Source organism: Caldalkalibacillus uzonensis (genome assembly GCF_030814135.1).
In the GTDB taxonomy this organism is placed as follows: domain Bacteria; phylum Bacillota; class Bacilli; order Caldalkalibacillales; family Caldalkalibacillaceae; genus Caldalkalibacillus; species Caldalkalibacillus uzonensis.
The window spans coordinates 149,595-163,874 of record NZ_JAUSUQ010000002.1; the positions used below are offsets into that span (position 1 = coordinate 149,595).

Consider the following 14,280-nt stretch of genomic DNA (forward strand, 5'->3'; position numbering starts at 1 on the left):
CTCAGTTTTTCATTCTGGGATCAAGGGCATCTCTCAAACCATCGCCTAACAGGTTAAAAGCCAGCACAGAGACTAAGATAGCAATTCCAGGGAAAGTTGAAACATGAGGGGCATCCCAAATATAGTTTCTTCCTCCGGACAACATGGCTCCCCATTCAGGTTTGGGCGGCTGGGCTCCTAAACCAAGGAAGGACAGGCCGCTGGCAACCAAAATAGCTGTAGCAATATACAGGGTAGCCTGAACGATAATCGGGGACATCACGTTGGGCATAATATGCTGGAAAATAATCTTTCCATCTCTGGCTCCCAGGGCCTTAATGGCATCAATATACTCCAGTTTGCGCACGGCCAATGTAGAGCCCCGTACAATCCGTGCAAAAGTGGGCACCGCAAATATTCCCACGGCAATGATGACATTGATCAAATCAGGTCCCAAAGCACTGACAATAGCCAGAGCCAAAAGAATACCGGGAAAAGCAAGCAGCACATCCATAATGCGCATAATCAAGGAATCAATCCAGCCGCCGTAATACCCGGCAACAATACCTAAGATCACACCGAAAAAGGCCCCGATGAGTACGGAGACAAAGCCCACATACAAAGTGATTTGCGTGCCATAAATAATCCGGCTGTAAATATCCCGGCCTAAATGGTCGGTGCCCAGCCAATGCTCAGCAGAGGGTTTGGCCAATTTATTTTGCAAATTTTGTTCCAAAGGATTGTGGGTGGCAAAAAATGAAGGGAATAAAGCAATAATGACCAGAATCATGATCATAATGCCTCCGACCACAGCGGCTTTATTTTTACTTAATTTTTTGAAAAACACTTTCCAACTCCTGAATGTGGTATGTCCAACTTTAGGAGGGTGGGGACTTTGGGCTGCCGTGCCGTTTGCCGAACCAAGCTTTGGTTGACTCATGCGTGTTTCACCCTTTCTTGAATTTAAGTATGACACATCGTAGATATATTCGATTATTTTTCCTGTCTGCACTGGTTTACCCCTATACATGATAAAAAGGGTTGCACTTTTATAAGATACAACCCTTTTTATCTTTTATTGGGTTTATGCAAGTATTATCTGCTTGTTAAGATATTATTCTTCAATGGTTACTTCTCTCAGTTGCATGATATTGTCAGGGGAATGCCAGTAACCTTTGACATTCGGAGCTAATCCAATCAACCACTCCGGATGATAGAGATAGATCATTGGTGCTTCATCAACCAGGTACTCCTGAATATGTCTATACAGCTCTATACGGGTATCCGGGTCTGTTTCTTGGCGGGCTTGGTCAAGCATGGCATCCACTTCTTCGTTAGTGTAGAAAGATCTGTTACCAGGTTCCCCATGATTGTTGGAGTGGAACAAAGCATAAGTACCATAGTCCGCATCATAGGTGACAGTGCCCCAGCCCAGAATGAACATATCATGTTCACCATTCGCTGTTTTTTCCAAGTAAGCACCCCATTCTAACACTTCGATTTCAGCATCGACACCAATTTCTTTTAACTGGGCTTGAACCACTTCCGCAATGTCTTCCCTGACTTGGTTATCGTTAGTCCAAATAGTCGTTTTAAATCCATCCGGATAACCGGCTTCAGCCAGCAATTCCTTCGCTTGTTCAGGATTGTATTCCAGCTGGCTTACACCATCATGGTAGCCAAAAACATCTGGTGCAAGGGGGCCTACAGCCGGAATGCCGGCTCCTCCAACAATCCCGTTAATGATTTCCTCTTTGTTGATCGCCATGGAAATAGCTTTACGCACACGCACATCATTGAAAGGTTCTTTTTGCGTGTTAAAGCTGATATAGGTTAAGCTTACGCTGTCAACATGATAGAGTTCCATGTTAGGAGAAGCTTCTACACGGGAAACATCACTCGGTTGTACAGGTTCGGCAATATGTATCTCTCCTGTTTCTAACATAGCCAGACGGGTGGAGTCTTCTGGTACAACCATAAAGGTGATGCTGTCTAGCTTAGGTGGTTCACCCCAGTAATTTTCGTTCTTCTTCAGGACGATTTCCTGACCAGGCTCCCAGCGCTCCAGGACAAACGGACCGGTACCAACCGGGTTGGTGGCAATGGTGGTTTCACCGTTTTTCTCGGCTTCAATAGCCGCAGGGCTGATCATTTGTCCTGCAGAATGTGTAAAGTGAGCCAGCATAGGTGAATATGGATACCATGTTTTAATTTCAACCGTGTATTCATCAACCACGTTTACACTCTCAAGCCATCCATTTTTTTCAGGATTATTTTCGAAAATAAAGGCACGCGGAGAGCCCAGGTCTTCATCCAGAAGGCGCTCCAGGTTGACTTTTACAGCTTCAGCATTAAACGGTGTTCCGTCACTAAAAGTAACGCCTTCACGCAGTTTGATATGCCAGGTCACCTCGTCTACCTGCTCATAGTCCTCGGCAAGCAAGGGTTGAATTTCCCCATTTTTGTCCCGGTAGAACAACGTTTCATAGATGTTATGGGCTACGTTGCTGGATGGATTGTCAGTGGCTCCATGCGGATCCAAAGACACAGCGTCAGACAAAATGGCAATCTTCAAATCTCCGCCAGCTGCCGGTGTTTCAGAGGCTTGATCTTCACCTGTTCCTTCGGTGTCCTCAGGAGCAGGCTCCTCACCGCCGCCACAGGCAGCCAACACTGTACTTACAGCAAGGACAAGCACAGCAAGCAACAGCCATTTACGCTTAAAATTCATTAAATTACCCCCCTAAAATTTTTGTTTATAATTTTGTGTACATTTGACACAAACAACTATAATTGATATCAACCCAATTTGCAAGCGTTTTTTTTCGGTTAATTTTGACAATGTCTACATAAATAGCACAATTCGACAATATTATTGTTTTGAAAAAGTTATAAAAACGGGCCTTCTGTTTATAGGCCCGTTTGTTGCATCTGGGGTGGAAAGACGTTTTCTTGTTGCATTATTTTTTCGATGATAGGGTAATAGGCTGTATAAGTATTCCTATCAAAGTAGGCATCACCGGTTCGACGCACTAAGAAGTCCTCAGCGTAAACCACCATTTCATGATGTACGGCATAGTACAGTTCGGCCCAGAGTAAGGGGGGAATATGGGACTGATCCTGCAGCTGAGTTTCTCGTTCTGCATTTTTTATATACTGAAAAATATGTCCGATATTGCTGCCGTAACGCCGAACAAGCTTTTCCGCCTGCTCTTTTTCGACATGATGTTTGGTGAGCTCCTGGATATGCTGGTCAACAAAGTCCGGCCAGCTTTCCGGTCCCCCCACCTTCCCGCCAGACAGCACCTGGGAATCCGTTTGGCAAGGGGCAAACGAGCGCCCTGTTTCCTGTTCAAGTTCCCGGACAACCAAGTCAACGACCCGTTCCGCCATTTTGCGAAACCCGGTCAGTTTGCCTCCCGCAATGGTAATCAGACCAGATTCGGAACGGAAGATTTCATCCTTGCGGGATAGCTCCGACGGGGACTTGCCTTCTTCGTGTATGAGTGGCCTGAGTCCGGCCCAATGGGATTCCACATCGTCCCTGGTAAGCCCGATGGTGGGAAACATGGCATTGGCCGCCTCCAGCAAATAAGTGATATCTTCCTCACTAGTGGGCGGGTCAGCCAAATCACCTTGATAATCGGTGTCTGTCGTGCCAATATAGGTTTTGCCATCCCGTGGAATGGCAAACACCATGCGCCCGTCAGGCACATCGAAGTAAACCGCTTGGCGTAAGGGGAAGCGGCTTTGGTCAACCACGATATGCACCCCTTTTGTCAGGTGCAAGCGTTTCCCTTTGAGAGAGTTGTCTTTTTGGCGGAGATGATCGACCCAAGGCCCCGTGGCATTGACAATTTTTGAAGAATGGATGATGTAAGCCTTTTCCTCGACTCGGTCCGTCACGGTGACACCAATGAGCTGGCCTTGATCATAGATAAACTCTGTGGCCTCAGCATAGTTGACCGCCAGCGCCCCCTGTTCCACTGCGGTCTTAATCACTTCCAGCGTCAGGCGGGCATCATCTGTGCGGTACTCCACATATAAGCCGCTGCCCTTCAGGCCGTCTTTTTTCAACAGCGGCTCCCGCTCCAAGGTCTCTTCCTTGGTCAACATGACTCTCCGTTCACTTTTCTTAACTCCGGCCAGCCTGTCATACAGCCACAGGCCGAATGAAGTGGCTAAACGGCCATATGTCCCCCCTTCAACCAAGGGCAACAGCATCGGCTCCGGAATCACCACATGGGGTGCATTGTGATACAAAATGGCTCTCTCTCTGCCCACTTCCCTGACAAGTTTGACCTCCCCCTGCTTTAGGTAACGCAAGCCTCCATGGATCAGTTTGGTGGAACGGCTGCTTGTTCCAGCCGCAAAATCCTGCATCTCGATAAGCCCTACTCTAAGTCCACGCAAAGTTGCATCCAAAGCAATGCCACAGCCGGTAATTCCCCCGCCAATGACCAACAGGTCTAACGGTTCCCCAGCCATGCGCTTCAATATAGCAAAGCGGTTGTATTTGGAAAAAGCCAGTTTCTCTTTGCCCATGCTTGAACCACCTTTCTGTTTTTCTTGTCGGCAATTAAAAAAGACCGCAAAAACCACTACATATTCTGTAGTGATTTTGTGCGGTCTTCTCCAGTTCTCTGACCCTAATTATTAATATCAATATAAGTATAGCACAAATTTTGAGACACAAAAAGATACGCAATCACGCAGTTAAAAATATTACCATTAGAAGATTAGATCACTCACATCAAAATCTTACTGAGGAGAATCATCGTAAAATTTACGGATCCTCCCGTTTCTGTTATTGGCCAAGGGTATTGAGAGCCGTTACTTAAAGGTCTAAGTTCCATAACTTAGGATCACCAACGGAAGTAGCCAGTGCCCCGGCCCGCAAAGCTTCCAAAATCTCCTCTTTTTCTCTGATCAGGCCGCCTGCAATTAAGGGAATGGGCAGCTCTTCCGTTAATTCATAGATCACTCTGGGCATCAACCCGGGCAGTACCTCTATCGCATCCGGCTGACAGGCCCTGACCAGTTCAATCCCCCTCTTCAAAGCGCTGGAGTCAAGCAGAAAAATGCGCTGGATGGTCAGCAGTCCCTCTTCTTTGGCCGCTTTGATCAACTGATTGCGGGTGGTAATAATGCCATCCGGCTGCCATTCTCTGGCCACATATTGGATGGCACTTTTGTGATTGGACAGGCCTTCGATAAAATCCAGGTGAATAAATACTGGCATGCCAGCTGATTTCAGCCGGTCTACATAGTCCTTGATCGTCAGCAGATCACCGGTTAAGAGAAAGGCAATGTTGGCCTCGCTGTCCACCGCTTCTTCAATCAACTCCGGCTGATGAATGGAGGCAATCACTTGTGATTGAACCATATCCACAATAGGAGAATTCACGTCCATCCTCCTTTACAGTCCGATACCCCCTGTGCAGGGAGGCATTTTTCTCATTTCATCATACCCTATTCCTCATCTTTTTCCCAGTTCATGGTACGCTTAACCGCTTTTTGCCACTTTTTATACAGCGCATCTCTTTTTTCAGCGGACATGAGTGGTTGAAACGTCGTATCCGCTGGGGCATTGTGTATGATTTCAGCTTTGCTCCAAAAATCAACTTCAAGGCCGGCTAGATAAGCTGCTCCCAAAGCGGTTGTTTCGGTGACCTTTGGCCGCTCTACATTGACGCCCAATATATCGGCCTGAAACTGCATCAGGAAGTTATTGGTCACCGCACCGCCGTCCACTTTAAGGGCCTTTAGCTTCAAACCGGCATCTTTTTGCATGGCATCCAGTACATCTTTGGTTTGGTAGGCCAATGATTCCAACGTGGCCCGGATAATATGTTCCTTGCGCGTGCCCCTTGTTAAGCCAAAGATGGCCCCTCTGGCGTACATGTCCCAATAGGGGGCACCCAGTCCGGCAAAGGCTGGTACCACATACACCCCGTCCGTGTCATCCACTTTAGTGGCATAATACTCTGAATCCGGTGCTGAGTCAATAAGTCTAAGTCCGTCCCGCAGCCATTGGACCGCGGCGCCAGCAATGAAAATACTGCCCTCCAAAGCATACTCCACTTTCCCGGTAATGCCCCAGGCAATGGTCGTTAACAATCCCGATTGGGAAGTGACAGGGGTTTCACCGGTGTTCATTAGCATGAAGCATCCTGTGCCGTAGGTGTTTTTGGCCATCCCCTCTTCAAAGCAGGTTTGACCAAACAGTGCTGCCTGTTGGTCCCCCGCTACACCGGCAATAGGAATCTGGGCTCCGCCAAACGTAGACGGGTCTGTCACTCCATATACATGGCTGGACGGTTTCACTTCAGGTAAAATCGAGCGCGGGATGTCCAGTTCGTCCAACAACCGCTCATCCCAATTCAACTGCTTAATATTATACAACATGGTGCGGGAGGCATTGGAGTAATCAGTCACATGTGCCTCTCCCCCGGTCAGTTTCCAAATCAGCCAGGAATCGATAGTACCAAAGAGGAGATCCCCCGCCTGTGCTTTCTCTCTCGCTCCTTCCACATGATCCAGAATCCACTTCACTTTGGTTCCGGAAAAATAAGCATCGATAACAAGACCTGTATTTTGTTTAATATACTCTTCCAGCCCTTTTTGTTTTAGTTCATCACAGATATCGGCCGTCCGCCGGTCTTGCCAGACAATGGCATTGTAAATGGGTTTGCCGGTGTGTTTGTCCCACACCACTGTGGTTTCCCTTTGATTGGTAATGCCAATGGCAGCCACCTCGTAGGGTTTTATGCCTGTCTTTTCCAGTACCTCTCTGGCCACGCCGCTCTGCGTGCCCCAGATTTCCATGGCATCATGTTCTACCCAGCCTGGCCGGGGATAGATTTGTTCAAACTCTTTTTGGGCAATGTCCACAATTTGACCTTGTTTGTCAAACAGGATGGCCCGGGAGCTGGTGGTCCCTTGGTCAAGGGCTAAGATATACTTTTTTTCCATTTTATTCACTCCTCGCTAAAAATAGTTCCGTCTTCCACTATCATTTGCTTTCTATCTTCTTCACGTGAAGCAAGAAACCTTTTTACAACCTGTCTTTTTAGAAAATTTTATGTATGAGTACGAAAGTTCCATGTATCATAATCTCTATGGAAACTCCCCCTTCTGCCCCTATCAAACAAAAAAGAAGACCAAAAAACCACACTCTTCCCACCAAAGAGTAGTTGTTTTGGTCTTCTCCTTATCTCCAACCAGGTATAGATTTGTCTACAGTTTATGATAGGCGGACAAGTTTGTCAACATTTTTTGAAATTTGCATCTTACTGATTCGCCCGTCTGTAATTCTCCAGTTCCCGGTTGATCTCCTCATTGGCCCGGTTTAAAGCTTCCAAGGGGTCGTCCCCATTGTGTACACTTTCAATGGCGTTGACCACCCGTTCCCGGGCTTCCGGAAAGACCCCAATTAATGCGCCTTGAGTGGCCGGGGTCAGCTTGGTGTTTTGCAACTGCTCCACTGCGGTCAAAAATTGGGGATATTGCTCATAGACCTCCTGCAACACCGACTCATTATGAGCTGCTTTGGTGATAGGGAAATAACCTGTGCTGGCTGCCCACTGAGCCTGCACATCAGGCTGGGCTGCATATTTGATAAACTCCCAAGCCGCTTCCTGTACCTCTTCAGGAATGTCAGCCATCATCCACAGGGAGGCACCTCCAACCACTACCCCATGAGGCTCTACTCCGTCAGGTACTGGCAAAAATGCCGTCCCCACTTCAAAGTCAGCGTTATTGACGTTTCCGGATGTAGAAGCGGTAGAATCCAAATACATGGCCACCGTCTGAGCCAGGAAAGCGGCGCGGTGATCATCCCAATCCCGCCCATAATTGCCCAGTGTGCCGTCTTCTCTTAAGTCAGCCAGCCATTGAAACCAGCGCTGCCCCTCTTCCTGATTAATCAGGGCCTGGGTTGGCTCCCCGCTGCGCCCATTATCATTATCCACATATAGACCTCCTTGATTGGCAATCATTTGCTCCGTAAACCAGCCATGGCTAATCACCGAAAAACCATCCACCCGGCCGCCGAAATGCTCTTTAATCACCTTGGCCGCCTCTCTCACCTCATTGTACGTCCGTGGCGGGTTCTCAGGGTCAAGCCCTGCTTCCCTGAACATATCCTTGTTAAAAAACATAATCGGGTTGGAGGTGTTAAAGGGCATGGAGTATAGCTTGCCATCCACCTGATAATAAGCCAAAATGTTTTCCTCAAACTGGCTGACATCAAAATTGTCCCGGTCAATAAATGTTTGCATCGGCTCAATATAGCCACTCTCAATCATATATTTGGTGCCCACTTCAAACACTTGCACCAGAGCAGGAGCTTCAGAGGTACCGACCACTTGCCTTAATTGGGTTAAAGATTCCTCATAACTTCCCTGATAGACGGCATTAACATAGACTTCATCCTGGCTCTCGTTAAAGCCAGCCACTACCGCTTCCACTGCTTCACCCAGGTTGCCTCCCAAAGCGTACCAGAAATCAACAACGATGCGGCCATCATCCGTTGTTTTCAGCTGACCGGTTGACGAACTGCACCCGGACATGACCAGCACCAATGCCAACGCCAGTAATAAGAAGGCTGATGCCCTCTTGTGTTTTAACATTTCCTTCACCTTTTCTTCCCCCTTGTGCATTTTTGAAAAAAATGTATAAGCTCACCATCTATCCTTTTAATGCCCCTGACATCAATCCACGGCGGATGTGTTTGATGCCCAGGAACAATAAAAGCAAAGTAGGCAATAAAATGATCACCACGCCGGCCATGACCATATTCCAGGCTGTAGAAGCTTCTTGGGAAATCATCATGCGGATGCCGATCTGGACCGTGCGCACATTTTCATTGCTGGTCACCAACAGCGGCCATAAATACATGTTCCATGTGGTCAAAAAGGCATATATAGCCAAGGCACTCAACATAGGTTTGGACAATGGCAAGGCAAATGACCAATAAAAACGGAAACGGCTGCAGCCATCAATTTGCGCTGACTCATAGAGCTCCTTGGGCAAGGTCATAAAATGCTGGCGCAACAAAAAGATGCCAAAAGCCGTCGTTAGAAACGGAACAGTCAGGGCCAGATACGTATTGAGCCAGCCCAGATTAAGGATCGTGACAAAGTTGGGAATCATAGCTGCCTCCCAGGGTATGAGCAGGGTGGAAATAAATAGAAAGAAGAAAAAGTTGCGCCCTTTGAAGGGAATAAAGACGATGGCATAGGCAGCCAGACTGCACAACAGTAACTGCCCTAGAGTGACTATGGACGATACAATAAAGCTGTTAACCAAAAACTTAAACAGCGGGATGGTGCCAAAGGCCTGAAGATAACTGTCAAGGCTAAACCGGGACGGGATATAATGTCCGCTGTACAGCTCAGCCGTACTTAACAAACTGGCCAGTAAAGCAAACAGGATAGGAAAAAAGAGCACGAAAGCCGATATGCTGAGTAAAATATAAACAATGACTTTTCGTATCATTGATAATGCACCTTCTTTTCACCCACTTTAAACTGCAGTACTGTAAATACCAGGATGATGAAAAACAGGAGAATCGCCTGGGCACTGGCAAAGCCAAAGCGGGAAAACTCAAACGCCTCTTTGTAAATCGAGTATACAATGATATTGGTGGCCTCATTGGGGCCCCCGCCTGTTAAAATATGAATCTGCCCAAAAGACTGAAAAGCATTAATAAGCGTCACCGTCACCACAAAGAAAAGCGTCGGTGACAAGAGAGGAAGCGTAATTTTAAACAACTGGGCAAAATAACCGGCTCCGTCTATGCGTGCACTTTCATACAACTCTTCTGATATATTTTGCAAGCCGCCGAGCAGGATAATAAAGTTAAAGCCTACATTCATCCATACCGTGGTCACGGCAACCGAGAGCAGTGCCCATTCCCCGGATGTCAGCCATGGAACCGGAGCCAGTCCTAGGAAAGCAAGTATATTATTAAACACACCAATGCTGGGATGGAACATAAACAGCCAGATGGTTGCTCCTGCAGCCACGGATACACCAAGTGTAGACGAAAATATGACTCTGAAAAATTCAACCCCCTTTAACCTTTCATTGGCGATAACCGCTAAAAACAGAGCGAGCAGCACACCGGTAGGAACCGTATACAAGACGAACTTCAGAGTTTGGATCATGCTGTGTTGGAAATTGGGGGACTGGATCAAGTGCATATAATTTTCCAGCCCGATAAAAGCCACTGTCTCCCCGCGGGGATTGGTGATGAAAAAACTGTAGTACAACGTTTTAAACATAGGGTAGAACAAAAACACGCCCAAAATAATAAGTGCTGGAGACAGGTACATGAGTCCCTCAGCGAAAAGCCGCCACTCTTGTGTGTGCATTTTCCTATGCTCCACAGCGGGATGTCTCAGTTTAGGCTGAGGAGACTGAAAGAAACGAAACGTCACTGACTCACCTCCCCATTTGGCTTATCCCATCGGGACTTGTTTTCAGTACATAGGTATTCTACAGCGCAAATATTAAGAACATTTTAATTTCCGGTTAAAGCCCTGTTAATTTTTCCTGCATTGGATAAAAATAAAAAAGACCAGGCCACACATGTGAAGGTCATGTGATCTCCTGGTTTTCCCGGCGGTTGAACAGGTTGTTCACGTTGACCGCTAATTGACAAGCCAGTTCCCTTGGCGTCAGGCGCTTTATGTCAGCCACTTTTTCAACCACAGGCTGCAAAAGCAAGGGCGTTGTTTCCTGCCCCTCAAACGGTCCGGCAAAAGGCCATGGACCGTCCGTTTCCACTACCAGATTCTTTTTTGGCACAAGCTCAACCAGCCGCTGATCCCGCTTTCGATAGCACACCTCAGGCGTCACAGAAACATAGTAGCCGGCTTTGACAATTTTCTGAATCATCTCTTGCGGCGCTTTAAGCCAGTGAAAGTGTGCCTTTGACACGTTTTCCTCTTGTAACAGCTCAAAGACAGGTTGCACCTTATCATGGACCGCGTGCAAAAGCACAGGAAGATCGAACATTTGGCTGTGTTGCAAAAAAAGCCTAAGCAGCTCCGTATACCCTTCCAGCAGCGGATGCCCCATCTTGTTCAAAGTGTAATGGGGCAAGCCAACTTCACCAAAGGCTGCTACCCACCTTCGCTCTTGGCGGACCAAGCTAAACAGCTCACACAGTTCCTTCTCGGTGGGAAGAGGCTGTTCAGGATGATAGCCAACTGCCGCAAAGACAAAGTCCGGATAGGAGTGCTTCAGTTCCAGCGTACGGTAAGCGGAGGCCAGGTCAGTAGAGACAGCAACTACACTTCTAACACCGGCTAACTGCCAGTGGTTAATCATATCATGGAGCTTCTCTTTTCCGTAACGAAGCAAATATTGATCCAAATGCAGATGGGCATCAATGTACTTGCTTCCCATCCCTGTTCACCTCAAGCTTTGGTGCTATGTTTTGGTTGGGAACTAATATCCCCGTTTGACATCAATGACATTGCGCATGGCTTCCGTATCTGGATAGCGCTTTAAATTTTCTTCAAAGATAGCCAGGGCCCGGCGCATGTAATGGGGGGAGCGGCCCGACACGTGAGGCGTTACGATGATGTTTTTCTCCGACCAGAACGGATGATGATCAGGTAAAGGTTCCTCACTAAACACATCCAGGACAGCCCCGGCTATTTTGTTACTGCGCACCGCCTGAAGCAACGCCTCTTCATCCACCACTTTCCCCCTGGCAATATTAATCAGATAAGCGCTGGGCTTCATCCAGTCCAATTCAGTATGACCTACAGCATGCTCCGTCTCCGGGGTAAGGGGCAGCAAGGCAACAACAAAGTCACTTTCCCTAAACAAGATCTCCCTTTCCGCCATGGTGAGCAGTTGATCCACATAGCCGGGACAGGGGGCTTGGGAACGGCGTACAGCAAGCACACGCATACCGAACGCTTTGGCCCGCTTGGCAATTTCCTCTCCAATCGCCCCCAAACCGAGAATACCGATCGTTTTGCCATAGGCCTCATCCACCCGGACCGACCTGCCCCACTTTCGCTCTTTCTGTAAGTCATATAATTGATAATGGCGCCGGACAAGGGTTAAAATCATGGCCATGGTATACTCGGCCATCTGAATGCCGTGGATTCCCCGGGCGTTGGTCACCAGGATGTTCCGCTCCCCAATCCGTTCAAAAGGCATCTTTTCCAGCCCCGCACTAAGCACCTGGATCCATTTCAAGGCTGGCAGCTCGTCAATCAGCACCGGTGTCAAGTCCTCTCCGTATGTAAGCAGCACTTCGGCCTCCTGTTTCGCTTCAGCTGTAACTTGATCCATTCTGTCAAAGAATGTGAACTGGTGCTGGGAAAAGACAGATTGCAAGCGTTCTTGGTGCTTGGAGCTGATCTTGGCGCTGGAGACGATTCTCATGGCGTTCCCTCCCAAGTTTGGAGTCAATATAAAATATCAATCATTTGCCAAATTATTGACTAATCAGTCGCATTCCTCTATTCTCTTGATTCCTAAAGTGGCTGCCAAATGATTTAACTCTGCATACACCTCCGGTGATAGGGGGATACCTTCTTTGATTCGCCGGGTAGCAGTGATCCTTTTTCTCTCCCCTGGAATATAGATTTGGTCTGCTCCTTCTCTTAACGGGATAGCCTTAATTTCATCGCTCATTTGGGAGATGCGCTTCAGGTACTCATTATAGTGTAAATAATGGCTCACGTTGGAAAGGAGGATAAAATGACCCACATTGGCCTCACCAGCATGTTGTTCATAGATAGACTGTACATAGGGGCCAAAGGCAGCTCCGGTCAAAATGCCAGCCAATATTTCCATGGATAAGGCCAAGGCGTAACCTTTTGCTCCCCCGAATGGCAGCACAGCCCCTTTTAGTGCTTCAGCTGGGTTGGTTGTCTCTCGACCCTGCTGGTCAATCGCCCATCCTGTGGGGATTGTTTCTTTGTTTTTGTTGGCCAGGATGATCTTACCCCTGGCCACTATACTGGAGGACATGTCAACGATGACAGGAGGGCCGTCAGTTGGAAAACCGAAGGCGATGGGATTGGTTCCAAAATACGGTTCCCGGCCACCCCAAGGGGGGATACCCTTGGGCGAGTTAGTCGTCAGCATGCAGAAGAGGTGGTGCTGGGTTGCCAATTTGCAGTAATAACCGGCTTGCCCAAAATGATTACTATGCCGAATAGCAATGGCCACCAACCCGTGCTCCTTGGCCTGAGGCCATCCGGTCTCTACCGCCTTGTAAGTCACCACCTGTCCCAATCCGTTATCTCCATCGACTAACATCACATTTCCGTTATGGTGAATCGTTACCTCCGGATGCGGATTGATGCGACCCTCTTTTAAGCGTTGAATGTAAATAGGAAGGCGTGAGATACCGTGGCTATCCAGCCCGTCTAAGTTAGCGTCAACGATAATCTCACTGGCAATACGGGCATCCTCTGGCTTAAAACCTACACTCATAAATGCGTCATGACAAAACTGCCTGGCTTGATCTGCGTCAATCAGGATCAAACTCATCCCTCCTTACCAACAAGCTTCCCCTCTACTCAGACGAACGGGGGCCTTTTAATGGTGGATCAAGTTCATTGTTTAATGTTTCTTCTACACTGTTTAAATGTTCATACATTAATCTTCGAGCCTCTGGTGGATCGCCTTTGTAAATGGCCTCTGCTATCAGTTGATGTTCTTTTAGCGATCGTAAGGGACGGCCAGGAATCTGTAAGGTGTGCATGCGCGCAGTTTTTAAAAGACCCATTAAATGCTTCATTACACTCAGATAAACGGCATTCCCGGTGCTTTCCGAAATGAGGTAGTGAAAGTTATGGTCAGCCTGCTCTAAGTAATCGATATCCACTTCTTCATAAATGACCGTGTCATAATTTTCCTTTGTTGTTTTTAAAATCTTCTCTTTCATCCGGGGTGTCGCCCGTTCAGCAGCCCAGTAAGCCGCTTGTGTCTCCAATACCTTGCGCATTTCAAACAGATCACTAACCGAATCCTGACTGTTAAAAAAGGTTTCGAAAATGTCTTGCATGCGGTCCTTGGGATCTTTGACAAAGACTCCCTGACCGTGCTTAATGTCCACAAATCCCAAACCGGACAAAATCTTAAACGATTCCCTGATCGTCGGCCGGCTAACATCCATGAGCTGGGCCAGTTCTCGTTCCGGCGGAAGCTTATCCCCTGGTTTTAACTGTCCGTCAAGGATTAACTGTTTAATGTGGTTGACCACTTTACCTGTATAATTCAATTTATCATTTTTAATTGATTTAAACATGTTCTCACCTG

At 47.6% G+C, this 14,280-nt stretch carries 12 protein-coding genes; all 12 read right to left on the bottom strand.

Annotated elements, in window-relative coordinates:
- Position 1: 1 nt before the first annotated feature.
- On the bottom strand, positions 2–919 hold the full coding sequence (gene nikC, locus J2S00_RS03580; protein ID WP_307335495.1) for a nickel transporter permease: 918 nt from the start codon (positions 917–919) through the stop codon (positions 2–4).
- A gap of 174 nt (positions 920–1,093) precedes the next feature.
- Positions 1,094–2,710, bottom strand: a complete 1,617-nt coding sequence (locus tag J2S00_RS03585) for a glutathione ABC transporter substrate-binding protein (RefSeq protein ID WP_307335497.1) — start codon at positions 2,708–2,710, stop codon at positions 1,094–1,096.
- Positions 2,711–2,889: 179 nt separating this feature from the next.
- Positions 2,890–4,524 carry a glycerol-3-phosphate dehydrogenase/oxidase gene (locus tag J2S00_RS03590; protein ID WP_307335498.1) on the bottom strand — a complete coding sequence of 545 codons (1,635 nt, stop codon included), beginning with the start codon at positions 4,522–4,524 and terminating at the stop codon, positions 2,890–2,892.
- 292 nt (positions 4,525–4,816) lie between these two features.
- Positions 4,817–5,386, bottom strand: a complete 570-nt coding sequence (locus J2S00_RS03595; protein WP_370875820.1) for a glycerol-3-phosphate responsive antiterminator — start codon at positions 5,384–5,386, stop codon at positions 4,817–4,819.
- A 65-nt stretch (positions 5,387–5,451) separates the two neighbouring features.
- Positions 5,452–6,954: a glycerol kinase GlpK gene (gene glpK, locus J2S00_RS03600; RefSeq protein WP_307335503.1), complete on the bottom strand. Its 1,503-nt coding sequence runs from the start codon at positions 6,952–6,954 to the stop codon at positions 5,452–5,454.
- A 317-nt stretch (positions 6,955–7,271) separates the two neighbouring features.
- Entirely contained in the window at positions 7,272–8,612 is a 1,341-nt protein-coding gene (locus tag J2S00_RS03605) for an ABC transporter substrate-binding protein (RefSeq protein ID WP_307336030.1), read from the bottom strand.
- 58 nt (positions 8,613–8,670) lie between these two features.
- Positions 8,671–9,480: a carbohydrate ABC transporter permease gene (locus J2S00_RS03610; protein ID WP_307335505.1), complete on the bottom strand. Its 810-nt coding sequence runs from the start codon at positions 9,478–9,480 to the stop codon at positions 8,671–8,673.
- Complete coding sequence (locus tag J2S00_RS03615; RefSeq protein ID WP_307336033.1) at positions 9,477–10,358, bottom strand: carbohydrate ABC transporter permease; 882 nt, start codon at positions 10,356–10,358, stop codon at positions 9,477–9,479. The genes J2S00_RS03610 and J2S00_RS03615 overlap by 4 nt, the downstream gene beginning before the upstream one ends.
- A 226-nt stretch (positions 10,359–10,584) precedes the next feature.
- The gene (locus J2S00_RS03620) at positions 10,585–11,397 is read right to left on the bottom strand and encodes a TatD family hydrolase (RefSeq protein WP_307335507.1); all 813 of its coding nucleotides are present in this window, start codon (positions 11,395–11,397) and stop codon (positions 10,585–10,587) included.
- 42 nt (positions 11,398–11,439) lie between these two features.
- A complete protein-coding gene (locus tag J2S00_RS03625) occupies positions 11,440–12,393 on the bottom strand; it encodes a D-2-hydroxyacid dehydrogenase (RefSeq protein ID WP_307335509.1) in 954 nt (317 codons plus the stop codon).
- A gap of 63 nt (positions 12,394–12,456) precedes the next feature.
- The gene (locus J2S00_RS03630) at positions 12,457–13,503 is read right to left on the bottom strand and encodes an Ldh family oxidoreductase (RefSeq protein ID WP_307335512.1); all 1,047 of its coding nucleotides are present in this window, start codon (positions 13,501–13,503) and stop codon (positions 12,457–12,459) included.
- A gap of 31 nt (positions 13,504–13,534) precedes the next feature.
- A complete protein-coding gene (locus J2S00_RS03635) occupies positions 13,535–14,269 on the bottom strand; it encodes a FadR/GntR family transcriptional regulator (RefSeq protein ID WP_307335514.1) in 735 nt (244 codons plus the stop codon).
- Between the last annotated feature and the right edge of the window lie 11 nt (positions 14,270–14,280).

Bases quoted from the DNA above. Each gene is read 5' to 3' on its own strand.
- nikC (WP_307335495.1), bottom strand. From the start codon at position 919: ATGAGTCAACCAAAGCTTGGTTCGGCAAACGGCACGGCAGCCCAAAGT.
- J2S00_RS03585 (WP_307335497.1), bottom strand. From the start codon at position 2,710: ATGAATTTTAAGCGTAAATGGCTGTTGCTTGCTGTGCTTGTCCTTGCT.
- J2S00_RS03590 (WP_307335498.1), bottom strand. From the start codon at position 4,524: ATGGGCAAAGAGAAACTGGCTTTTTCCAAATACAACCGCTTTGCTATA.
- glpK (WP_307335503.1), bottom strand. From the start codon at position 6,954: ATGGAAAAAAAGTATATCTTAGCCCTTGACCAAGGGACCACCAGCTCC.
- J2S00_RS03605 (WP_307336030.1), bottom strand. From the start codon at position 8,612: ATGTTAAAACACAAGAGGGCATCAGCCTTCTTATTACTGGCGTTGGCA.
- J2S00_RS03610 (WP_307335505.1), bottom strand. From the start codon at position 9,480: ATGATACGAAAAGTCATTGTTTATATTTTACTCAGCATATCGGCTTTC.
- J2S00_RS03615 (WP_307336033.1), bottom strand. From the start codon at position 10,358: ATGCACACACAAGAGTGGCGGCTTTTCGCTGAGGGACTCATGTACCTG.
- J2S00_RS03620 (WP_307335507.1), bottom strand. From the start codon at position 11,397: ATGGGAAGCAAGTACATTGATGCCCATCTGCATTTGGATCAATATTTG.
- J2S00_RS03625 (WP_307335509.1), bottom strand. From the start codon at position 12,393: ATGAGAATCGTCTCCAGCGCCAAGATCAGCTCCAAGCACCAAGAACGC.
- J2S00_RS03635 (WP_307335514.1), bottom strand. From the start codon at position 14,269: ATGTTTAAATCAATTAAAAATGATAAATTGAATTATACAGGTAAAGTG.